This is a genomic window from Aquitalea magnusonii, from assembly GCF_002217795.2.
In the GTDB taxonomy this organism is placed as follows: domain Bacteria; phylum Pseudomonadota; class Gammaproteobacteria; order Burkholderiales; family Chromobacteriaceae; genus Aquitalea; species Aquitalea magnusonii_B.
Genome location: NZ_AP018823.1, coordinates 289,254 through 309,784, shown reverse-complemented (window position 1 = coordinate 309,784; position 20,531 = coordinate 289,254). Strand labels below are relative to the sequence as shown.

At 59.7% G+C, this 20,531-nt stretch carries 23 protein-coding genes and 4 tRNA genes; 16 read left to right on the top strand and 11 right to left on the bottom strand.

The features are described from left to right. The first annotated feature begins 6 nt into the window (after positions 1–6). The 4 genes from flhF to DLM_RS01580 are packed head-to-tail and all read left to right on the top strand — an operon-like array spanning position 7 to position 3,916. Positions 7–1,506, top strand: coding sequence for a flagellar biosynthesis protein FlhF (gene flhF / locus DLM_RS01595; protein ID WP_089084071.1), 1,500 nt, complete (start codon positions 7–9; stop codon positions 1,504–1,506). Continuing rightward, entirely contained in the window at positions 1,503–2,384 is an 882-nt protein-coding gene (locus DLM_RS01590; protein ID WP_089084070.1) for a MinD/ParA family ATP-binding protein, read from the top strand. Before flhF ends, DLM_RS01590 begins: the two co-directional genes overlap by 4 nt. Then, positions 2,381–3,127: an RNA polymerase sigma factor FliA gene (locus DLM_RS01585; RefSeq protein ID WP_089084069.1), complete on the top strand. Its 747-nt coding sequence runs from the start codon at positions 2,381–2,383 to the stop codon at positions 3,125–3,127. Before DLM_RS01590 ends, DLM_RS01585 begins: the two co-directional genes overlap by 4 nt. Before the next feature lie 39 nt (positions 3,128–3,166). After that, positions 3,167–3,916 carry a flagellar motor protein gene (locus tag DLM_RS01580; RefSeq protein WP_089084068.1) on the top strand — a complete coding sequence of 250 codons (750 nt, stop codon included), beginning with the start codon at positions 3,167–3,169 and terminating at the stop codon, positions 3,914–3,916. A 12-nt stretch (positions 3,917–3,928) separates the two neighbouring features. Here the strand turns inward: DLM_RS01580 and DLM_RS01575 are convergent, their stop codons facing one another. After that, positions 3,929–5,326: an exonuclease domain-containing protein gene (locus DLM_RS01575; RefSeq protein WP_089084067.1), complete on the bottom strand. Its 1,398-nt coding sequence runs from the start codon at positions 5,324–5,326 to the stop codon at positions 3,929–3,931. A 255-nt stretch (positions 5,327–5,581) separates the two neighbouring features. On the opposite strand from DLM_RS01575, the gene DLM_RS01570 reads away from it, so the two are divergent. From DLM_RS01570 to DLM_RS01555, 4 genes are all read left to right on the top strand, one after another. After that, positions 5,582–5,658: transfer RNA gene (locus DLM_RS01570), tRNA-Arg, on the top strand. A gap of 6 nt (positions 5,659–5,664) precedes the next feature. Next, a tRNA-Glu gene (locus DLM_RS01565) sits at positions 5,665–5,739 on the top strand. A gap of 5 nt (positions 5,740–5,744) precedes the next feature. Then, positions 5,745–5,821, top strand: a tRNA-Arg gene (locus tag DLM_RS01560). A 2-nt stretch (positions 5,822–5,823) separates the two neighbouring features. After that, a tRNA-Glu gene (locus tag DLM_RS01555) sits at positions 5,824–5,898 on the top strand. Positions 5,899–6,034: 136 nt separating this feature from the next. On the opposite strand, the gene coq7 is transcribed toward DLM_RS01555, so the two are convergent. Further along, positions 6,035–6,655 (bottom strand): 2-polyprenyl-3-methyl-6-methoxy-1,4-benzoquinone monooxygenase, encoded by a 621-nt coding sequence (gene coq7, locus DLM_RS01550; protein ID WP_089084066.1) that lies wholly within the window; start codon positions 6,653–6,655, stop codon positions 6,035–6,037. Positions 6,656–6,782: 127 nt separating this feature from the next. Here coq7 and ppa point away from each other — a divergent pair, with 127 nt between their 5' ends. Further along, on the top strand, positions 6,783–7,310 hold the full coding sequence (ppa, locus tag DLM_RS01545; RefSeq protein WP_089084065.1) for an inorganic diphosphatase: 528 nt from the start codon (positions 6,783–6,785) through the stop codon (positions 7,308–7,310). 121 nt (positions 7,311–7,431) lie between these two features. On the opposite strand, the gene DLM_RS01540 is transcribed toward ppa, so the two are convergent. Next, positions 7,432–7,638, bottom strand: coding sequence for a hypothetical protein (locus DLM_RS01540; RefSeq protein WP_089084064.1), 207 nt, complete (start codon positions 7,636–7,638; stop codon positions 7,432–7,434). A gap of 213 nt (positions 7,639–7,851) precedes the next feature. Between DLM_RS01540 and DLM_RS01535 the strand changes: the two genes are divergently transcribed. Next, positions 7,852–8,751 (top strand): LysR family transcriptional regulator, encoded by a 900-nt coding sequence (locus DLM_RS01535; protein WP_089084063.1) that lies wholly within the window; start codon positions 7,852–7,854, stop codon positions 8,749–8,751. Between the two features lie 8 nt (positions 8,752–8,759). Further along, positions 8,760–9,491, top strand: coding sequence for a hypothetical protein (locus DLM_RS01530; protein ID WP_089084062.1), 732 nt, complete (start codon positions 8,760–8,762; stop codon positions 9,489–9,491). A gap of 95 nt (positions 9,492–9,586) precedes the next feature. Here DLM_RS01530 and DLM_RS01525 read toward each other — a convergent pair whose 3' ends face one another. Then, a complete protein-coding gene (locus tag DLM_RS01525; protein WP_089084061.1) occupies positions 9,587–10,156 on the bottom strand; it encodes a phasin family protein in 570 nt (189 codons plus the stop codon). Between the two features lie 353 nt (positions 10,157–10,509). Between DLM_RS01525 and minC the strand changes: the two genes are divergently transcribed. The 4 genes from minC to DLM_RS01505 are packed head-to-tail and all read left to right on the top strand — an operon-like array spanning position 10,510 to position 13,273. Next, on the top strand, positions 10,510–11,232 hold the full coding sequence (gene minC, locus DLM_RS01520) for a septum site-determining protein MinC (RefSeq protein WP_089084060.1): 723 nt from the start codon (positions 10,510–10,512) through the stop codon (positions 11,230–11,232). Positions 11,233–11,254: 22 nt separating this feature from the next. Beyond that, positions 11,255–12,067, top strand: coding sequence for a septum site-determining protein MinD (gene minD / locus DLM_RS01515; RefSeq protein WP_045845586.1), 813 nt, complete (start codon positions 11,255–11,257; stop codon positions 12,065–12,067). 3 nt (positions 12,068–12,070) lie between these two features. Further along, a complete protein-coding gene (gene minE, locus DLM_RS01510) occupies positions 12,071–12,328 on the top strand; it encodes a cell division topological specificity factor MinE (RefSeq protein ID WP_045845585.1) in 258 nt (85 codons plus the stop codon). A gap of 3 nt (positions 12,329–12,331) precedes the next feature. Next, positions 12,332–13,273, top strand: a complete 942-nt coding sequence (locus tag DLM_RS01505; RefSeq protein WP_089084059.1) for a LysR substrate-binding domain-containing protein — start codon at positions 12,332–12,334, stop codon at positions 13,271–13,273. A gap of 68 nt (positions 13,274–13,341) precedes the next feature. Here DLM_RS01505 and DLM_RS01500 read toward each other — a convergent pair whose 3' ends face one another. Further along, the gene (locus DLM_RS01500; RefSeq protein WP_089084058.1) at positions 13,342–14,496 is read right to left on the bottom strand and encodes a PLP-dependent aminotransferase family protein; all 1,155 of its coding nucleotides are present in this window, start codon (positions 14,494–14,496) and stop codon (positions 13,342–13,344) included. A gap of 199 nt (positions 14,497–14,695) precedes the next feature. Between DLM_RS01500 and DLM_RS01495 the strand changes: the two genes are divergently transcribed. Continuing rightward, complete coding sequence (locus DLM_RS01495) at positions 14,696–15,151, top strand: MarR family winged helix-turn-helix transcriptional regulator (protein WP_089084057.1); 456 nt, start codon at positions 14,696–14,698, stop codon at positions 15,149–15,151. Positions 15,152–15,230: 79 nt separating this feature from the next. Here DLM_RS01495 and greB read toward each other — a convergent pair whose 3' ends face one another. The 6 genes from greB to DLM_RS01465 form a co-directional block, all read right to left on the bottom strand. Beyond that, positions 15,231–15,785 (bottom strand): transcription elongation factor GreB, encoded by a 555-nt coding sequence (gene greB, locus DLM_RS01490; RefSeq protein WP_089084056.1) that lies wholly within the window; start codon positions 15,783–15,785, stop codon positions 15,231–15,233. Positions 15,786–15,851: 66 nt separating this feature from the next. Further along, a complete protein-coding gene (locus DLM_RS01485) occupies positions 15,852–16,418 on the bottom strand; it encodes an NUDIX domain-containing protein (RefSeq protein WP_089084055.1) in 567 nt (188 codons plus the stop codon). Beyond that, positions 16,415–17,536 (bottom strand): 23S rRNA pseudouridine(2605) synthase RluB, encoded by a 1,122-nt coding sequence (gene rluB, locus DLM_RS23590; RefSeq protein WP_420000728.1) that lies wholly within the window; start codon positions 17,534–17,536, stop codon positions 16,415–16,417. Before rluB ends, DLM_RS01485 begins: the two co-directional genes overlap by 4 nt. Positions 17,537–17,993: 457 nt before the next feature. Further along, entirely contained in the window at positions 17,994–18,626 is a 633-nt protein-coding gene (gene scpB / locus DLM_RS01475) for an SMC-Scp complex subunit ScpB (protein WP_089084054.1), read from the bottom strand. A gap of 145 nt (positions 18,627–18,771) precedes the next feature. Then, positions 18,772–19,602, bottom strand: a complete 831-nt coding sequence (locus DLM_RS01470) for a segregation and condensation protein A (RefSeq protein ID WP_089084053.1) — start codon at positions 19,600–19,602, stop codon at positions 18,772–18,774. Beyond that, complete coding sequence (locus tag DLM_RS01465; RefSeq protein WP_089084052.1) at positions 19,599–20,495, bottom strand: LysR family transcriptional regulator; 897 nt, start codon at positions 20,493–20,495, stop codon at positions 19,599–19,601. Before DLM_RS01465 ends, DLM_RS01470 begins: the two co-directional genes overlap by 4 nt. Between the last annotated feature and the right edge of the window lie 36 nt (positions 20,496–20,531).

Below are 20,531 nucleotides of genomic sequence, written 5' to 3'. Positions count from 1 at the left end.
TAGCAAATGGTGGTAAAAAAATTCTTCGGAAAAACCACACGTGATGCACTCAGACAGGTCCGCGAGGAACTGGGTGCCGACGCCCTCATCTTGTCCAATCGCCCGACAATGGGGGGCGGCGTAGAGATCATGGCCGTGGCGGATGCAGATGTCGCCAACCTGGCCACCAATCTGTCCACCCCAGGCAGCAAGCACCCGGCCCGCAATGCGCCTGCGGTCAGCCGCCCGGCGCCGCCCACGCCGGCAAGTCCGGCGGCGGCCACCAACCGCGCCATTGCCCGCACCTATGCCATGCCGGTGGAACCGCTGGAAAGTCCGGCACCACCACGCATCGATACCCCACCGCCGCGTCCGCAACAACGCATCGAGCCCTCCTTGGCCGATGCTGCGCCGGTCAGCTTCAACGTCAGCCCGCAGACACCACCGCCACGTTCGGCCCCCGCCAGCATGGTGCCCGAATCGCTGGTCAAGATGCAGACCGTGGCCGCAGGCCCGGCCAGCAACGGTCAGGCTGCGCCAGCGCGCAGCAAACCGGCTGCGGCAGAGGAAGAACCGGAGGTGATGGCGCAGGAACTCAAGCAGATTGGCGATGAAATCAAGCTGCTGCGCAGCCTGCTGCAAAGTCAGTTGGCCAGCTTTGCCTGGGCCGACATGGAAGGCAAGACCCCCAACCGCATCGAGCTGTTCAAGCATCTGCTGGCCATGGGCTTCTCTGCCAACCTCATCCGCCAGCTGATTGAAAAAATGCCGGCCCAGTACGAAGGCGATATCGCCATCAAATGGGCGCGCTCGGCGCTGATGCACAATCTGAAATGCGCCGACGCCAACCACGACATCATGGACAAGGGTGGCGTGTACGCGCTGGTTGGCCCCACCGGCGTGGGCAAGACCACCACGGTGGCCAAGCTGGCCGCGCATGCCACCATGCGCTTTGGCGCACAGCATGTGGCACTGATCACCACTGACAGCTACCGGATTGGCGCGCAGGACCAATTGCGCATTTACGGCAAGATTCTTGGCATCCCGGTGTTTTCCATCCAGAACGAAGGCGACTTGCAGCTGACCCTGGCTGATCTGTCCAACCGCCACCTGGTGTTCATCGACACCGTCGGCATGAGCCAGCGCGATGCGCGCGTCACCGGCCAGATCGAAATGTTCCGTGGTGCCGGCCGTCAGGTGGAACGCCTGCTGCTGCTGGCTGCCAATGCCGACGGCCACACGCTGGAAGACGTGGTGCGCCACTACCGTGGCAACGGCCTGGCCGGTTGCATCCTGTCCAAGATCGACGAAGCCGTCAGCATGGGGCCCAGCATGGATGTCATCATCCGCAACCGCCTCAAGCTGTTTTACATCACCAATGGCCAGCGTGTACCGGAAGACCTGCACTCGGCCAATGCCGCCTTCCTGGTAGATCGCGCCCTGCGCGCCCCGCAACCGGGCTCGCCATTCAGCCTGCAGGGTGACGAGCTGTCCATCATGCATTCCGCACAGGCTAGCTGGCAATGAACGGAGCACTCCAGGATCAGGCCGCCAGCCTGCGACGTTTGACCGCCAAGGCCGGCAGGGCACCCAGCTTTGCCTTCATCGGCTCGGACAATGCCGGTGCCAGCACCCTGGTGACCGAACTGTCGCTGGGGCTGGCTTATGCCGGCCACCGCCCGCTGGTGGTGGATTGCAGTCTGGGTCAGGTGCAGGCCCGCCGCCTGGGCACCCCCACCACCGCCACGCTGGAAAGCCAGATGGTGAGTGTGGGTGGGCTGGATGAAATGATGACCACCTCACGCCAGGGCATTCAGTTAATCAATCTGTATGCCCGGCCAGAAGAACGCGCGCTGTTTTCCGCCCAGCTCTGGCTGCGCCTGGGCAGTGAGTTTGCCGCCCTGGAACGCGACAGCACGGTATTGATGATTGATGTGCCCGTTACCGCAACCGACCCGGTACCCGCCAGCGTGGCCGACAATCTGGTGCTGGTGATCAGCCCGGCGGCAGATTCCATGACCACGGCTTACGCCAACATCAAGCGTCTTTCCACCGGTTTTGGCCGCCAGCGCTTCAATGTGCTGGTCAACCGGGTGCGTCATCTGGAAGAAGCCCGCGATCTGTTCAACCGGCTGGCCGCCGTCACCAGCGAGTTCCTCAGCGTCTCGCTGCGCTGGGTCGGTTTTGTCCCGGCCGACAACGCCGTGCGCCGCAGCCAGGCCCTGCGCCGGCCACTGATGGAAGCCTTTCCCGACAGCGAGGCCGCCGCCGCCTTTGCCCAGCTTGCCGCCGTGCTGCCGCAATGGGACAGCCCGGAAACCGAACGTCACGATACCGGCTTCATGGACATGCTGATTGCCACCTCACGCGACTGGGCCGAGGCCGATGGAGCAAAACGACGATGACATTGCCGTCTCTACGCCGCAAAGGCTATGCCGGTGCAGCCTCGCAACCGGAAATCGACGTTCAGAAGCACCTGCCATTAGTGAAAAAACTGGCCGGCATGCTGATGGCACGCCTGCCGGCCTCGGTCGAAATGGACGATCTGGTGCAAGTTGGCATCATTGGCCTGATTGATGCCGCACGCCAGTTCGACCCATTGCAAGGCGTGCAGTTTGAAACCTTTGCCAGCCAACGCATTCGCGGTGCCATGCTGGACGAACTGCGCCGCGAAGACTGGCTGCCACGCCAGGCCCGCCGCCAGGCTCGGCAGATTGAAGACAGCATCAACAAGCTGGAACAACAACTGGGCCGCGCCCCGCTGGAATCGGAAATTGCCGCAGCGCTGGGCGTGGAACTGGATGACTACCAAAACATGCTGGGCGACTGCAAAGGCCTGAGCCTGGTGCATTTTGAAGACTTTTCCGATGGCGAAGGCGAAACCCTGAACGACGCCATTGCCAATATCGAAGACAGCAATGCGCCCAATCCGCTGCAAGTGCTGGCCGATGGCGATTTCCGCCAGGCACTGGTGGATGCCATCAAGACCCTGCCGGAACGCGACCAACTGGTGATGGCGCTGTATTACGAGCAGGAATTGAACCTCAAGGAAATCGGTGCCGTACTGGAAGTGTCGGAATCCCGCGTCTGCCAGCTACACACCCAGGCCATCGCCCGCATCAGGGCCAAGATGAAGGAATGGCTGTAAAGCCACCGGCCTGCCCGGATAACGATAACGGAATCAAGCGTGGACAAGATCAGCATCATCGCCATTGTCATGGGCCTGACAGCCATCATTGCAGGCCAGGCCATCGAAGGGGGCAATATTGGCTCCCTGCTGCAACTGACTGCCTTCATGATCGTGATAGGCGGCACCATGAGTGCGGTCATGTTGCAAAGCACACCCAAACAGTTTGTGGCCGGCATGCGCATGATCCGCTGGATTTTCCTGCCGCCGCCGCAGGATAACGAAAGGCTGATCCGCGAAGTGGTCAACTGGAGCCAGACCGCCCGCCGTGGCGGCCTGCTGTCACTGGAAGGCTATGTCACACAGCAAAAAGACCCGTTTACCAAAAAGGCGCTGCAGATGGTGGTGGATGGTGCCGAACCCGATGTGCTGCGCGGGGTGATGGAAGTGGAAATCGGCATGTTCGAACATGCGCGCAAGCAGGCGGCACGGGTGTGGGAATCCGCCGGTGGCTATGCGCCCACCATGGGTATTCTGGGAGCGGTACTGGGCCTTATCCACGTGATGGAAAACCTGTCCGATCCATCCAAGCTGGGTGCCGGCATTGCCGTGGCCTTTGTCGCCACCGTGTATGGCGTAGGCTCGGCCAACCTGTTTTTCCTGCCGGTGGCCAACAAGCTCAAGCACCTGGTTGCCGTTGAGATCGCGCAGAAGGAAATGGTGGTGGAAGGCCTGGTGGCCATCGCCAATGGCGAAAACCCGCGCATCATCGAAAGCCGCTTGCGCAGCTTCCAGGCCATGCACGAATAACAGCGCTCGCGTCTAGGACAACAAACGCAAGCTGCTGTTGGGATTGGGCTTTTTCAGATAGGCATCCAGCAGCTTGTAGGTGTCGATGTCAAAGCAAGGGCTACCCTGCAAACTACCCTCCCCTGCCGGACGCGAACCCAGATAGCACCATTGATCGAACACATGCTCAATGGCACTGCCGGTGACTTCATCGGTTTCCACTACCGCCAGCGGGCCTGGGAACTCCCACGCCTTGATCCGCAAGCGCGTCAAGGCCTGCAACAAGCGCATATTGTGCGATGGCGCAGCTTCGCGACCAACACAGGCACCACGGCAGCGCCCACCTTTCAGCGCCACACAACCCGCGCCCTTGCGCGTGGTCACCGTTTCCACTCCCAGTACCGCCTGGCACAGGCCATGACCATTGGCAATATCAGCCAGCGCCTTGCGCGCTTCTTTCGGGCTGCGGAACAAACCATACAAATCGGCGGTGCGACTGAAATCCAACTGCTCGGCCATGACTATCATCGGCCGCAAGAACTCGCCGTGGCCATGATCCAACTGGATGGAGCACACCTCGCTGACCAGCCGGCTGCGGTGATTGTAAAACGGCTTGAGCTGACGCAATAACTGCTGTTCCAGCAAGGCCGCGCCCAGATCCCCTATCGTCTCCTGGCAACTGATGCGCCTTACCGTGCGACCAATCACCGGCTGCTTGCCGTATTTACCATCCTGCGCCAGTTGCGACACCACCTTGGCGCGCACATTGCTGGCACGTCCCACATAAAGCGCCTGTTCATCCTCCCCCCAGACGGTGTACACCCCAGGCAGGTCGGGCAGATCATCCACCAATGCGGCATCCACACCGGGCGGCAGTTCGGGCTGTGCCAGTACATATCGGATGGCTTCTTTTACCGCCGCTTCACCCAGTTCGGCACAGGCGGCCTGCAAGAACAGCAACAAGGCTTCGGCATCGGCCATCGCCCGGTGCCGGTCCGGCAGTTGCAAGCCATGACGCTGGATGATGCTGTCCAGATTGTGCTTGAAATGTTGGGGGTACAAACGCCGCGACAACTTGACCGTACACAGCGTGGCGTTTTGCAAACGCAGCCCGACACGACGGAACTCGTTGCGCAAAAAGCCATAGTCAAAACGGACGTTATGCGCCAGCAGCAAACGCCCCTGCAGCATGGGCAGCAAATCGGCGGCAATGGTACTGAACGGCGCAGTAGTTTCCACCATGCTATTGCTGATGCCGGTCATGTTTTCGATGAAGGGCGGAATCGGCTGCAAGGGATTGACCAGCGTCTCGTAGCGCTGCTGCTCCTCACCATCCAGCAGAATCAGCCCGATTTCGGTAATGCGGTCGCGGCCGATGTGGCCACCGGTGGTTTCAAGGTCAACAATGGCCCAGGGAATATCAAACAGCATGCAATCTCGTCGGAAAAATCATCAATGATCAGCCGGCCCGGCAAGCGGGCGGGGTCTGGGCAGGTATGCGCGCATCTTAACACCGTAAAAACAGCTTTGCCGATGCAGCCATTGCCCTCTTGTTGTGCTCTCTGCAACATGGCTTATCTGCAAGCCAGCCAGGCATGGAAAAAAAATGCGGCACAGGTGTTGACACCCAAAATACGTATCGGTATAGTTCGCCCTCTCGAAAGACAAAACGTTTTTCGAGACAGTGCACCCGTAGCTCAGTTGGATAGAGTATTTGGCTACGAACCAAAGGGTCGGGCGTTCGAATCGCTCCGGGTGCACCACCCAGCGTCCCTATAGTTTAGCGGTTAGAACACCGCCCTTTCACGGCGGTAGCCGGGGTTCGATTCCCCGTGGGGACGCCAGCTTTGCACCCGTAGCTCAGTTGGATAGAGTATTTGGCTACGAACCAAAGGGTCGGGCGTTCGAATCGCTCCGGGTGCACCAAAGTCCCTATAGTTTAGCGGTTAGAACACCGCCCTTTCACGGCGGTAGCCGGGGTTCGATTCCCCGTGGGGACGCCAGGATTCAAGAAAAAGCCCAGTCGCAAGATTGGGCTTTTTCATTACATGCTGCCAAAACATTCAGCACACTTGCCCCGGCAAGAACAATGCCACCTGAAAGGTGGCATTCCTGTATCCGGCAATCCCATCCAATGACTCAGATGCGATAGCTGCTGACCGTCATCAGCTTGGCGGTCAATTTCATCAAACCCTTCACCGGCAGCGGCAGGCTGGCAGCACCATATTCATGCGCCATATCGGCATGGCGCAGTTCATCATCCCGCATCTGGCTGACAATGGCGCGGCTCTTGGCATCTGCCGCCGGCAAGGCCGTCAGGTGGCTGTCCAGATGCGCGCCGACCTGGTGTTCGGTTTCCTCCAGAAAACCCAGGTTCCATTTATCCCCCAGCAGGCCGGCTGTCACACCGATGGCCAGCGAACCGGTATACCACAAGGGGCCGAGCAGACTGGGCTGGCCACCCAGCTCGCGAATGCGCTGCTCGGTCCAGGCCAGGTGCTCCACTTCTTCGAATGCGGCATGTTGCAGCGCCTCACGCGCGGCCGGATTGCGTGCAGTCAGCGCCTGACCCTGATACAGCGCCTGAGCACATACCTCACCGCAGTGATTCACCCGCATCAGCCCGATGGCATGACGCTTTTCCGCAGCGCTGAGTTCCGCCTCTTCCAGCCCGGCATCTGGCCGTGGACGCTGGCTTTGTGCCGGCGCAAACAGGGTGCGCAAACCCTTGTCAAATTCGGTAATCAGCGTATCAAACATAGTGTTCCTGATTGGTGCACAAATCCGCCAAAGATTATACCCGCGCACCGCACAAGGCGGCAGCTACTGATATAATCCTGCAAGAATTTTCATGTAAACAACCACCATTAACAAAGGATTCTGCCTGATGAACCTGGAACTCATCGGCCCGGGCAAAGACATGCCGGGCGACTTCAACGTCGTGATCGAAATCTCCGCTAACGCTGCGCCGATCAAATACGAATTCGACAAAGAGTGGAACACCCTGGTGGTTGACCGTTTCATGGGCACCTCCATGATGTACCCGGCCAACTACGGCTTCGTGCCGCAAACCCTGGCCGGCGATGGCGACCCGGTTGATGTGCTGGTGGTTACCCCCTTCCCGCTGCCGCCGGGTGTGGTGATCCGCTGTCGCGCACTGGGTCTGATCAAGATGGAAGACGACGGCGGCGTGGATGCCAAGCTGGTGGCGGTGCCGGTGGAAAAACTGTGCCCGATGTACAAGTCCATCCAGAAGCTGGAAGATCTGCCGGAACTGCTGCGCGCACAGATGGTGCATTTCTTCGAGCACTACAAGGATCTGGAAAAGGGCAAGTGGGTCAAGATCCACGGCTGGGGCACGCTGGAAGATGCCAAGACCGAACTGGTGGAAGGCATTGCACGCTTCGGCAAGTAATTGCCTGCCACAGCCTGCACTGCAGGCTGTGTGCCATCACGGACAAGTAAAAACGCCAGTGCATGCACTGGCGTTTTTACTTGTCCGGCAGCCGGTCAGGCAGGGCCGCCAGTCTACCGGCTTAGTGATTGCGATAGTTTTCCGGGTTGGCGGCAATGGCCTTGCCGGCATGATCATCAGCCGCCTTGCGCTGGGCATCATTCAAGAATTGCTGCTCGTACTTTTTCACCGCATCCTTGTCCTGGCGACTGCGTACATCGCCATCAGCCATGGCAGCAGCCACAAGCGCATTGGAAACCACAACAGCCAGCATCAATTTTTTCAACATGACTCACTCCATTCGTTTAGCAGGGTGCAAGCTTGGCCACTTCTTCATCAAAATTCATTCAATTTTATTGATGACTTTTTTTGATCAGCAGGTAAAAATACTTGGCTATCAATGGCGTTAATGCTTGCACTGGGTTAGTGATGTGAATATTAAACGCGATTCATTCCTGCTGATAGCGAAATGATCTGAACAGTTCATTCAAGAAATTTGAACATGAAAATATCCCTGGATGCCCTGCTGGTACTGGATGCCATTGACCGCAATGGCAGCTTTGCCGCCGCCGCAGAAGAGCTGCATCGCGTCACCTCTGCCGTCAGTTATGTCATCCAGAAACTGGAGCAGGATCTTGATATCACCCTGTTCGACCGCAGCGGTCATCGCGCCCGGCTCACCCCGGCGGGTGAGCTGCTGCTGCGTGACGGGCGCTACCTGCTGGATGCCGCGCGCAGTGTAGAACACCGCCTGCAGCAGCAAGCAGCAGGCTGGGAGAGCGAATTGGTCATCACCATTGGAGACCTCATTCCATTTGAGCAGCTGATTCCGCTGATCCAGCGCTTCGATCAGCTAGGCAGTGGCACCCAATTACGCTTTAACCGCGAAGTATTCGGTGGCATCTGGGATGCGCTGTACGACGAACGGGCCGATCTGGTACTGGGTGCGCCCGGCCATCCGCCATCAGGCAATTACTTTTACCGAGAAATTGGCAGCATCGATTTCGCTTTTCTGGTGAGTCCACAGCATCCACTGGCGCAGGCGGCAGAACCACTGGCGGCGCATACGGTACGCCAGCACCGCATCATTTCGCTGGGAGACACCTCGCGCCGCCTCCCCACCCGCACTGCAGGCATACTGGATGGACAGGATGTGCTGACCGTACACACTCTGGACGCCAAGCTGGCATTGATGACGGCAGGACTGGGAATCGGTTATCTGCCACGTACACTTGCCACGCCGTATCTGCAAAATGGTCAACTTGTGGAAAAATCACTGAAGGAAAAACGCAGTTGCACCAAAATGTTCTATGCCTGGAAAGAAGAATCACCAGGCAAGGCTCTGGCGTGGTTTATTGAAAACCTCGGACTCTGCATCCAGCAAAAACAGCTGATCATTTAAGGCCATCCATGTTTCAGCCCTCCGGCACCGCCCCTCATCTGCACTGGCTCAGTCTACGACTGCGCCAGCGCGGGCTGCTGCTGGATGCGGGAAGCATTGCACCGGACTGGCTGCCAGATGACTGGCAAGGCTTTACGGCCAGTGACTGCTGGCTGGATGTGGCGAGCGATGACAGTGCCAAACTGGCGCTGCGCATGCAGCACTGCCAGCAGCAGCATCTGGCAGCGGTGGAAATATGCGGTCAATGGCAGCCACAGGGGGAACAACATGGCTTCCTGCTCTTGTGCGGAGGTGCGCTGCCACTGACGGCCAGCGCCATCCGCTGGCTGGACACGATAGCCCCCTTGCCAGGGGCTTGGCTGCACTGCGGCCCGGTTGGCAGTGCCCGCTATACCCTGCACGTGATGAATGCCCTGCAATATGCATGGCAACTGGCCTGGCAGCAATTGCCAAGCGGCAGCCGCCCCAGCGCCATCAACTGGGAACAAGCGATGCAGCAGCAATTTGCAATGGCGGACAAACTGCTGGCCTTGTCGCAGCAGTACCTGCAGCAACACGACATTCCACTGGCAGGACAAGATGCCGAAACTGTACGGACACGGTTTTCCCTGCCGCCAGGACAGCAGACGCACTTTGCCGCCAACCTGGCTCTGCTCATCGTCCTGGCCATGCAGCAGCGCGATATCCTGCATGCCACGCTGCACAAGGTGTTTCATACCCTGCAGCCACAGCCGGCCTGAAGACAAAAGCATGCTGGCCAACATCACCGATGGAATATCAAATGAAAAAACCCGCCAAATGGCGGGTTTTTCGTGCTCAAGGGGCTGAGCGCAGATCAGGCAGCAGCAGATGCAGCCGGCTTCTTGCGGCTTACTGCAGCAGCAGTCGCCTTGGCCTGGGTGCTGGCAGCTTCCACGCTGGCTTCAGCAATTTCTGCGCTTACCTTTTTGGCGGTCTTGGACACGCTTTCGAAAGCAGCATTGGAGCTGTTGACGAAGGTCTTCAATGCAGAAACTGCAATGTCAGAACCAGCCGGCGCATTCTTGGACAGACGGTCCAGATTGCTCAGCAACAGCTTGTTCTGTTCAGCCAGTTGCTCTTCCACAAAGGAAGTCAGTTCGCCCTGCGTGGTCACCGCAGCATCGTAAACTTCACGAGCCACGCTGAAAGCCTGGTCCAGGCCCGGCTGAGCCAGACTGGTTTGCAGTTCGGCAAATGCTTTCGGGTCCTTGATTTCAGCCAGCGCCTTGAAATGCTTGGCATTGCTGTCCAGCAGCTTGCGGGTCAGCTCAAGCTGCAGGTTGGCAAAACGTTCGGCACCAGCCAACACGATGGAGGACAGGCGAACGGCTTTGTCAAATTGCGCCTGGCCGAGAGCAGAGAATTCTTGGGTATTGGTAAACATGGCTACTCCTGGAAATGTCGATATACAACTCAGCTTTACAGTCACAACAACCGTTTCGCCGCCGATGCTGCACAGCAGCAAACGTAATTTAACCAAAGCGTGATGCGCGGTCAAGCAAATGTTGCAATGCACAAATACCTAAGCAACTATTTTGTATGTGTTTTTACAACAGCAACATTCCAAATGCATGACAAGAAGGTGACAGAAACAGCCTAACTCCGGTGCAACTGCCTTTTTGCAGTGCAATAGGAATAGATATGCGTTCATGCAGAATGGTTCAGCGCCATTGAAAGGGGCAGTGCAAGCCAGTACACTCGCTCCATAGAAGAAATCTATTCATATAAAGCCTACCCATGAGCTCTGCGGCCAACGCCTTTGACATCAAATCTGCCAGCCTGGATCTGCTGGCCCTGATTCTCCACACCGATAATCTGGAAGAACTTTCCAGTGCTCTGGAATCCCGTTTCGGCTCCGCCGGCGATGCGCCGGCAGAAGCCTTCATGCTGGATGTGGAAGCCCTGCCCCAGGCAGCGGAAACCGAGTATGGCCGCCTGCTGCCCATGCTCAGCCGCCACGGCATCCGCGCCGTGGCATTGCGCCATCCGGATTCGGCCATGGCCGAAGTGGCCAGCCGTTACGGCCTGGCTTATGTGCGCGGTGTGACCCAGCCTCGTTCCAGCCAGATCGTCAGCGAGCCGCAGGCCAAGCCAGTGGAAGCGCCCGTTGCCGCGGCCCCTGCCCCCGCAGCCATGATCGTGGACAGACCGGTGCGCGCCGGCCAGCAGATTTACGCACGCGGCTGCGACCTGGTGGTGCTGGCCATGGTCAGCGCCGGTGCCGAAGTGATTGCCGATGGCAATATCCATGTCTACGCCCCGCTGCGCGGCCGGGCACTGGCTGGTGCGCGCGGCAATACCGCGGCACGCATCTTTGTACGCAGCATGGAAGCCGAACTGGTTTCCATTGCCGGCGTCTATCGCACTATCGAACAGGCTTTGCCGGAGAGCATCAAGGGCAAGCCGACCCAGATTCAACTTGAGAACGAGCGCCTGGTCATGACCGCGCTTGGCGAATAATTCCATTATCAAAGGATTTACCGTGGCAAAAATCATCGTCGTGACTTCCGGCAAAGGTGGTGTCGGCAAAACCACCACCAGTGCCAGCTTTGCCTCCGGCCTGGCCTTGCGCGGCCACAAGACCGTGGTGATCGACTTTGACGTCGGCCTGCGCAATCTGGACCTGATCATGGGTTGCGAACGCCGCGTGGTGTACGACCTGATCAATGTCGTCAACGGGGAAGCTTCGCTGAACCAGGCGCTGATCAAGGACAAGAACTGCGACAACCTGTACATCATTCCGGCCTCGCAAACCCGCGACAAGGATGCCCTGTCGCAGGAAGGCGTGGAAAAAGTACTGAAGGATCTGGCCGACAGCGGCTTTGAGTACATTGTGTGCGACTCCCCGGCCGGTATCGAAAAGGGTGCCTTGATGGCGCTGTACTTTGCCGATGAAGCGCTGATCGTCACCAACCCGGAAGTCTCTTCGGTGCGCGACTCCGACCGTATCCTGGGCATTCTGGCCTCCAAATCGCGCCGCGCCGAGCAAGGTGGCGAGCCGGTGAAAGAGCACCTGCTAATTACCCGCTACTCCCCTGCCCGCGTGGACAAGGGCGAAATGCTGTCGGTGGATGACGTGAAGGAAATCCTGCGCGTGCCGCTGATCGGCGTGATTCCGGAATCGCAAACCGTACTGCAAGCCTCCAACTCCGGTACCCCTGCCATTCATTTGAAAGGCAGCGACGTAGCCGAAGCCTATTCCGACGTGATTGCACGTTTCCTGGGCGAAGATCGCCCCATGCGCTTCCTCGATGCCCCTAAAGTGGGTTTGCTCAAGCGCCTGTTCGGAGGTTAAACCATGTCCCTTATCGACATCCTGTTCGGCAAACGACAGAAAACCGCTGCCATTGCCAGAGAACGCCTGCAGATCATCCTGGCGCATGAGCGCAATGGCCGCAGTGCGCCGGACTATCTGCCCGCGCTGCAGCGCGAGCTGATGGAGGTGATTTCCAAGTACGTATCGGTCAATCTGGACGATATCAAGGTACAGGTGGAACGCCAGGACGACTTTGAAGTGCTGGAAGTGAATATCGTGCTGCCGGAGCATCAACGCTAAATCATGACGCTGACCGAACTCCGCTACATCGTGGCCGTGGCGCGTGAGCGCCATTTTGGCCGTGCAGCACAAAGCTGCTTTGTCAGCCAGCCCACTCTGTCCATCGCCATCAAGAAGCTGGAAGACGAACTGGGCATCACCTTGTTTGAGCGTGGTGGCCAGGAAGTGGCGGTGACGGAAATTGGTGAACGCATCATCGAGCAGTCGCAGCGCGTGCTGGAGGAAGCCGAAACCGTCAAGCGACTGGCCGGCGAACACCAGAACGAGCTGGTGGGTCCGCTCAAGCTGGGGGTGATCTTCACCATCAGCCCCTATTTGCTGCCACGGCTGATTCCGGCGCTGCGCATTCTGGCACCGGACATGCCGCTGATCCTGGAAGAGAACTATACCGCGCGACTGGCAGAAATGCTCAAGCGCGGTGAAGTGGACGCCATCATCGTGGCCGACCCGTTTGAAGAAGCCGGCACAGTAGCGTGGCCGCTGTACGACGAACCCTTTGTGGTGGCCACGCCCAAGGGCCATCCCTGGGAGAAGCAGGACTGTGTCAATGCCAGCCAGTTGACCGACGAAAGCGTGCTGCTGCTGACCCAGGGCAACTGCTTCCGCGACCAGGTATTGCAAGCATGCAGCGAACTGGCCAGCAAGCAGAACCACCACTCGGGTCTCGCCAGCACCTTGCAGGGCAGCTCGCTCAACACCATCCGCCACATGGTGGCCAGCGGCATGGGCGTAACCGTGATGCCGTCCACCTCCATCGGCCCCGGCGACGACAGCCTGTTGTCGGTTGTCCCCTTCGAGGCTCCGGCACCCGAGCGCCGGGTTCTGCTGGTAACCCGCAAGCAGTTCTTCCGCAAAAAGGCGGTGGAAACCCTGCAACAGGCCGTGTTCCGTTCCGGCCTTGCCGGCGTCACCATGCTGGAAGGTGAAGGGCCGATTGGCGGCTGAATGACTGCGTAAATCCACAAAAAAGCCGCTCGATTCGAGCGGCTTTTATTTTGACAACACGATACCGATCAGATGGCCGCCTGTCGCACCAACTGCGCCAGCCGCGCAATACCCTCATCAATGCGTTCCGGTGCGGCGTGGCTGAAATTGAGCCGCAAGTGACCAATGCCATCCTCCGGATCGGGGTAGAACGGCTCGCCCGGCATGAAGGCGACATTGCACTCTGCCAGCGCCACTTTCAGCAGCTCGCGGGTGTCTTGCGGCCGCTTTAGCGTCAGCCAGAAAAACAGCCCGCCCTTGGGTACCTGCCAGTCAGCCAGGTCGGAAAAGTGCTTTTCCAGCGCGGTCTGCATGGCATCGCGGCCCACGCGGTAGGTATCGCGCAGGGATTGCAGGTGGGCCGGGAAGTCCGGGCTGGCCAGTTGCTGGGCAATGAACCACTGACCGGGACGATTGCTGTGCAGGTCGGTGGATTGCTTGAGCTTGACCAGATGCGGATACAGCTCGGGCGAGGCAATCAGATAGCCTTCACGCAGGCCCGGTGCCAGGGTCTTGGAGAAGGAACCGGCATAAATCCACGGCGTGTTCTTCAGATGGCTGACCAGCGGTGCCGGTGCTTCGCCATCGTAGGACAGTGCGCGGTAGGGGTCATCCTCGAACACCGGCAGGCCATGGCTGTCGATCACCTCGGCCAGTGCGCGGCGGTTTTCCGCGCTGTAACAGGCACCGGAGGGGTTCTGGAAGCTGGGGATCAGATAAGTCAGCCGCGGCTTGGCGTTACGCAGCGCCTGATCCAGTTTCTCTGGCGAGAGCTGGCCGTTTTCCTGCGCCACGGCAGTGATGCTGGCACCAAACAGATTGAAGCTTTGCAAAGCCGCCAGATAGGTGGGGCCTTCAGTCACCAGCGGGGTACCCGGATCGATGAACAGCTTGGATGCCAGGTCGATGGCCTGTTGCGAGCCGGACAGCACCAGCACCTGCTGGGCAGTACAGTCCAGCCCCATCTTGCGCGCCTGGGCTGCAATCAGCTCACGCAGTTCCGGTTCACCCTCGGTGGTGCCGTATTGCGCCAGTGACTGCGGCATGCCGGTAAAATCCAGCTTGGGCAGGCAACTGGCTGCCGGCAGGCCACCAGCAAAGGAAATGACTTCAGGGCGCTGTGCCGCGGCCAGAATTTCGCGGATCAGCGAACCCATCAGTCGTTCGATACGTTCTGAAAACATGGTAATCTCCCTGATTGTCACACCAGTATGTCAACCATATTGCCGTGGCCGAGGGTGGCAAGCCTACGGAAGCGGGGCTCCTGTAGCAGTGTTGTTGTTGGGCTGCTACCGCCATATGGTTTACTGCTGTGCCAATCCAACGAACAATAAACGTCAATTTTTTTGACCTAATTTACCCCGAGGCGGGGAAGTCGTCAACATGCCTGACATCGATAGCTCGATTGACCTGCGCGCAGCCATGGAAGTGTTTTTCCATGCCTACAAGGCCTTTACCGCCAAGCCGGATGAAATCCTGGCTCGCCGCGGCCTGGCGCGTGTACACCACCGTATCCTGTTTTTCGTGGCCCGCTACCCCGGCCTGTCGGTCAAGGACCTGCTGGGCGCGCTGGATGTCACCAAGCAAGCCATCAACATGCCCTTGCGCCAGTTGGTGGAGATGGGCCTGATTGCCAGCGTGGCAGCCAGCCACGACAAGCGGGTGAAGCAACTGTCGCTCACCAGCGAAGGGCGCAAGCTGGAAGAAGCCCTGCACAAGGAACAAGCCCGCCTGCTCAGCCAGGCCTTCAGCCGCATTGGCGATACCGCCACCCGCGACTGGATGGCGGTCAACAGCCAACTGGCTGGCCGGCAGGAGTCAGACGACAGCAGCCACTAGCCGTATTGCGCCATGGCCCAGACGCAAAAAAGCCCGTGCATATTGCACGGGCTTTTGCTTGCTGCCAGCCGCAGCGGCTTCAGCTGATTTTCTCGTAGCGCACTTCCAGGATCTCGATATCCTCGTCACCGTCCGGGCCGCGAAACAGCACGGTATCGCCTTCGCGTGCCTTGATCAGGGTGCGGGCAATCGGTGAAATCCAACTGATATGCCCGCGCGACAGATCGATTTCATCCACTCCGACAATGCGCAGCAATTGCTCGCTGCCATCGCCACGCGCAATCAGCACGGTAGCGGAGAAAAACACCTGATCGGTTGCTTCACGGGCTTCCGGGTCCACCACTTCAGCCAGCTCCAGCCGCTTGGTCAAAAAGCGGATACGGCGGTCGATTTCGCGCAAGCGGCGCTTGCCGTACAGATAGTCGCCGTTTTCCGAGCGATCGCCATTGCTGGCAGCCCAGTTGACGATCTGCACCACTTCCGGCCTTTCCTTGTTGACCAGCTGGTACAGCTCGTCCTTCAGCCGCAACCAGCCACCGGGGGTGATGTAGTTCTTGCTGGACGCGGGCAGCCGCTGTTCGGCTGGCAGATCGTCTTCTGCTTCGTCGTTTTCTCGGGTAAATGCCTTGCTCATGCGAATCTTCCAGCCTTGGGTTGCAGTCCGCTTGCCTAAAAGCGGTACGGCGGGTTCATCAAGCCATTACGTGCGCGGTGGCAACAGCCATTCCTGGCAATACATCAACAGGTTCTTCGGCCGCAGTTTCAGTTGCTGCAACTGCTGATAGTCCAGCCACAGCAAATGATACTGGTTGTCCTCGCTCATGCGTGCCAGTTCCGGCCCGCCCAGCCGCAGCGTGCCACGAAACTTGCTGGCCAGGAAGACGTGCTCGATGCGCCCCTTGTGTTCCAGTATATCCAACTGCTCTGCCAGCCAGACATTCAGCCCGGTTTCCTCGCGGGTTTCACGCACAGCGGCCATGGCCGGGGTTTCGCCAGACTTGATGGTGCCGCCGGGCAGGACATAGTATTCCTTGCCATTCTTGATGCGCTGCATCATCAACAGCCGGCCATCCTGGATGATGACCACCGAGGCACGCGGCCCGCGCTTGCCAGCCAGCAAGCGGGCGGCGGCACCGGGTACGTCAGCCTGCTGCCTTCCATGCGGCGGCACGTCGTCAGAATGCAAAACGGGTGACCGCAAGGCAGCCACCCATTTGCCTGCGCGCGCCGCCAGTGCCGTCAGCGACGGCCAATGGCGGCGGCTCACTCGGCCTTGCTACCGCGGGTTTTCTTGCGGCCGGTCATGGTCAGGTCCGACCATTTCATCACCGCGGCCACTTCGGCTTCGTTCAGTTCGTAGAACTGACCGCGCTTGAGGCGCGGGGGCAGGCCCAGGTTGCCAAAGCGCACACGGATCAGGCGGCTGACGGTGAGGCCGAAGTGTTCGAACATGCGACGCACTTCGCGGTTACGCCCTTCCTTGATCACCACGTTGTACCACTGGTTGGCGCCTTCTTCGGCACCACCGCGCTGGAATACGCGCTGGAAGGCAGCCGGGCCGTCTTCCAGCTCGACACCGGCGGTCATTTCCTTGGCGATTTCCGGGGTCAGCTCGCCCAGCACGCGCACCGCGTATTCACGCTCCACTTCGAAGCTGGGGTGCATCATGCGGTTGGCCAGTTCACCGCTGGTGGTGATCAGCAGCAGGCCGGAGGTGTTGACGTCCAGACGGCCAATGGCCACCCAGCGGCTGCTCTTGGCCTGCGGCAGGCGGTCGAACACGCTGACACGGCCTTCCGGGTCGTCACGGGAAACGATTTCGCCTTCCTGCTTGTGGTACATGATGACGCGCGGCAGACGGTCGGCCCATTTGAGCTTGATCACATCGCCCTTGGCGGTGACGCGGTCTTCCGGGCCGACACGGTCGCCCAGATTGGCTTTTTTGCCATTGACCATCACCAGGCCGGCTTCAATCCATTCTTCCATTTCGCGGCGCGAGCCAACACCAGATGCCGACAGCGCCTTTTGCAGGCGTACCGGTTCAATCTGTTCCTTGTCGAGGCGTACCTCGCGCAGCCGCTTGGACTTTTCTTTCACGTCCTGACTCGGGCTGCGCAGACGCAACTTTTTTGCCTTGATCACCAGCGACTTGCCTTCTGCACGCGGTTTGCCCGCGGCGGGTGCGCGACGCTGTTCGCGCGGGCTTTGTTCACCATCGGCTACCGGCATGGCAGCGTTCTTGTTGCCAAAGCGACGCTCGTGCTGCAGGGCCTGGCCACCTTCAGCCTGCTGGCGTTCGGCTTTTTCCTGACGGCGTGCGGCTTGTTGCTGGCGATTGTTTTCCGACTGGTTGCGCTTGCCGGTGCCGGTCGGCTTGGCTTGCACTTCACCACGACGGTTGACGGTTTCCTTGCGGCGGTTGTTGGCCGGTTTTTTCGGCTCGGCCACATTACCGTTGGGTTCGCCGTTTTCATCACGCGGCAGGCCACGGGCCTGGCGTTGCAGCTCCAACTGTGCCAGTTCGGCACGGCTCATCTTGAACAGCGGCGCGCTTTCATGCGGCGCGGCACCTGCCTGGGATTGCAGCAGATTGCCATACACATCACGCGGTGCTGCCGGGCGGCGGCCTTGCGGTTTGCCACCGGCCTCTTGCGGGTTGCGCGCCTTGCCAAAGCCTCCCGGCTTGCCGCGGCCTTGCTGCTGCGGGGCGTTGCCACGTGCGGCGTCAGGCTGACGGCGCTGGCTGGTGCTTTCGCGTCCCTTTACACGCGCCACCGGCTGGCGGGCGTTGTTTTGTCCTTTGGTAGACATAAATCATGCTCTTTCAGTACGAGCGCACGGGCTACTCTGCCAGTGGCTCCAGATTGTCCGCCTCATCGTCGAGGGGGAGAGTGTCTTCGGCGTCTTCGCTGCCGATCTCTTGTGGCTGGGCATCGGGTATGACCAGTGTTCCCAAGTCTGCCAACGGTGGCAGATCTCTTAGCGAAACAAAGCCAAGATCATCCAGAAACTTGCGGGTGGTGGCATACAGCCCCGGCCGGCCGGGCACGTCCTTGTGCCCGATTACTTCAATCCAACCCCGCTCCAGCAGGGTTTGCATCACACTGGTGGATACCGACACGCCACGGATGGATTCGATATCACCACGGGTAACAGGTTGTTTGTAGGCGATAATCGCCAGGGTTTCCATCACGGCACGCGAATAACGCGGCGGTTTTTCCGGGTTCAGCCGTGACAGATAGGGGGTAAATTCGGCCCGGGCGCGAAAGCGCCAGCCACTGGCCAGTTTTACCAGTTCCACGCCGCGGCCACGCCAGTCAGCCTGGATGTCCTCCAGGATGTCGTTGAGCAAGGCCGCCTTGATGTCTTCGGTAAACAGCTTTTTGAGCTGGGAGACCGTCAAGGGTTCCGTCGCGGTCAACAATGCCGTTTCCAGCACGATCTTGAGATAGTTTAAGTCGGTGATGGTGGTCATCGGACCTGGTATTGCCCGGCCCGGCCATGGCGGGGCCCGGCTAACGAAAAACATTGCGCGGGGAAGGCGCGGATTTTACATGAATTCCCCGCTGGCGACACTGCCTATTCGTGCGCTGCTGTCATGCATGCAACAGTTGGCCGCATCAGCAGATGGCAATGCGCACATAGATGGGCTGGTAGGCTTCTTCCTGGCTGACCTTGATCAGCCCTTCCTTCACCAGTTCCAGCACGGCAATGAAGTTGACCACCAGATGGGCCACGCCCTTGTCCACCTCGAACAGCTCCTCGAACGGCACGTATTCGCGTTCATTCAGATAACGCAGAATCCAGCTCATCTGCTCGCGCACCGACAGCTCGTCCTTTTCCACCTTGTGGCTGCGCTTGTGCCTGGCGCGGGACAGGATGGCCAGCCAGGCCTGGCGCAGATCCACCGCGGCGACATCCGGCAGGCGCGCCTCCGCACCCTGCTCGATCAATACCGCCAGCCAGGCAAAGTCGCGGTCGGCCTGGGGCAGCTTGTCCAGCTCCAGCGCGGCCAGCTTCATCTGTTCGTAGTCCAGCAGGCGGCGCACCAGTTCGGCGCGCGGGTCGTCCGGTTCGCCTTCTTCATCCAGCGGCGGGCGCGGCAGCAGCAGGCGTGATTTGATTTCGATCAGCAGCGCCGCCATCAGCAGGTATTCGGCCGCCAGCTCCAGCCGTTCGGCACGCATGGCATCCACATAGCCCATGTACTGGCGGGTGATGTCGGCCATGGGGATATTCAGCACATCGAGGTTTTGCTTGCGGATCAGGTAGAGCAGCAAGTCCAGCGGGCCTTCGAAGCTTTCCAGAATCACCTGCAAGGCATCGGGTGGGATGAACAGGTCTTGCGGCACTTCCAGCACCGGCTGACCAAACACATGGGCGATGGGCAGGCCGGCCGGCAATTCCGGCGCAGTCAGGGCAAAGTTGTCGGGCGTGGTCGGGGTACTCATGCGGCAGAGTGTACGCCAAGCGGGTGGGTTTTGACCCATTCCAGAAACAGCCGCGCCGGACCGGACAGACTGATCTTGCGGTGATAGGCCAGCATGATGGTGCGCGAAGGCTCGTATTCTGCCAGCGGCAGACGGCACAGTGTGCTGCTGATCATCACTTCCGGCAGCGCAGTCCAGCCCAGCCCCGCTTCCACCAGCATGCGCAAGGCTTCCAGATAATTGGACGGCTCACGCACATCCAGCGGGGTGGCCTGTTGCTGGAACAGGTTTTCGATCAGCCGGCGGCAGCGGGTATTGCTGCCGGGCAACAGCGCGGGATAACGCGCCAGGTCCTGCAGGGTGAGCGCCTTCAACAAGGCCAACGGGTGCTGCCCGGCCACGGCAAAGCACAGTCTTTCTTCCAGCACCGCCACATAGTCCAGCGCCTGCTCGTGCAAGGGCGGTTCGGACATGAAGCCCAGTTCCAGCTCGCCCTGACACAGCAGCTTGTGGGTTTCGGCCGAGGTCTTGAAATCCACGGTGAGGTCGATGCCGGGATACTGGCGCACAAAATCGGCCAGCACGGGCTTGAGATAGTACAGACCGATATGCTGGGTAGTGGCCAGATGCAGCTTGCCCACCTGGGCCGGTTGCAGGCTGCGCAGCAGCTGGCTGGCCTGTTCGGCCTCGGCCAGAATGCGCAGCGCATGCGGCAGGAAGGCGCGTCCGGCTTCAGTCAGTACCGTGCGGCGGCCGATGCGGTCGAACAATTCCACGCGCAGGCCATCCTCCAGGCTGCGGATGCGCTTGGACAGACCCGGCTGGGTGAGGTGCAGGCAGTCGGCGGCGCGCGAAAACGAGGCTTCACGTGCGGCGGTGACAAAGGCCTTGAGGGCGGCGAGGTGAAAATCCATTCCAAAGCATTATGGAAATGTCAAACAAATCCAACT

Bases quoted from the DNA above. Each gene is read 5' to 3' on its own strand.
- flhF (WP_089084071.1), top strand. From the start codon at position 7: ATGGTGGTAAAAAAATTCTTCGGAAAAACCACACGTGATGCACTCAGA.
- DLM_RS01590 (WP_089084070.1), top strand. From the start codon at position 1,503: ATGAACGGAGCACTCCAGGATCAGGCCGCCAGCCTGCGACGTTTGACC.
- DLM_RS01585 (WP_089084069.1), top strand. From the start codon at position 2,381: ATGACATTGCCGTCTCTACGCCGCAAAGGCTATGCCGGTGCAGCCTCG.
- DLM_RS01575 (WP_089084067.1), bottom strand. From the start codon at position 5,326: ATGCTGTTTGATATTCCCTGGGCCATTGTTGACCTTGAAACCACCGGT.
- coq7 (WP_089084066.1), bottom strand. From the start codon at position 6,655: ATGTTTGATACGCTGATTACCGAATTTGACAAGGGTTTGCGCACCCTG.
- ppa (WP_089084065.1), top strand. From the start codon at position 6,783: ATGAACCTGGAACTCATCGGCCCGGGCAAAGACATGCCGGGCGACTTC.
- DLM_RS01540 (WP_089084064.1), bottom strand. From the start codon at position 7,638: ATGTTGAAAAAATTGATGCTGGCTGTTGTGGTTTCCAATGCGCTTGTG.
- DLM_RS01535 (WP_089084063.1), top strand. From the start codon at position 7,852: ATGAAAATATCCCTGGATGCCCTGCTGGTACTGGATGCCATTGACCGC.
- DLM_RS01530 (WP_089084062.1), top strand. From the start codon at position 8,760: ATGTTTCAGCCCTCCGGCACCGCCCCTCATCTGCACTGGCTCAGTCTA.
- DLM_RS01525 (WP_089084061.1), bottom strand. From the start codon at position 10,156: ATGTTTACCAATACCCAAGAATTCTCTGCTCTCGGCCAGGCGCAATTT.
- minC (WP_089084060.1), top strand. From the start codon at position 10,510: ATGAGCTCTGCGGCCAACGCCTTTGACATCAAATCTGCCAGCCTGGAT.
- minE (WP_045845585.1), top strand. From the start codon at position 12,071: ATGTCCCTTATCGACATCCTGTTCGGCAAACGACAGAAAACCGCTGCC.
- DLM_RS01505 (WP_089084059.1), top strand. From the start codon at position 12,332: ATGACGCTGACCGAACTCCGCTACATCGTGGCCGTGGCGCGTGAGCGC.
- DLM_RS01500 (WP_089084058.1), bottom strand. From the start codon at position 14,496: ATGTTTTCAGAACGTATCGAACGACTGATGGGTTCGCTGATCCGCGAA.
- DLM_RS01495 (WP_089084057.1), top strand. From the start codon at position 14,696: ATGCCTGACATCGATAGCTCGATTGACCTGCGCGCAGCCATGGAAGTG.
- greB (WP_089084056.1), bottom strand. From the start codon at position 15,785: ATGAGCAAGGCATTTACCCGAGAAAACGACGAAGCAGAAGACGATCTG.
- scpB (WP_089084054.1), bottom strand. From the start codon at position 18,626: ATGACCACCATCACCGACTTAAACTATCTCAAGATCGTGCTGGAAACG.
- DLM_RS01470 (WP_089084053.1), bottom strand. From the start codon at position 19,602: ATGAGTACCCCGACCACGCCCGACAACTTTGCCCTGACTGCGCCGGAA.
- DLM_RS01465 (WP_089084052.1), bottom strand. From the start codon at position 20,495: ATGGATTTTCACCTCGCCGCCCTCAAGGCCTTTGTCACCGCCGCACGT.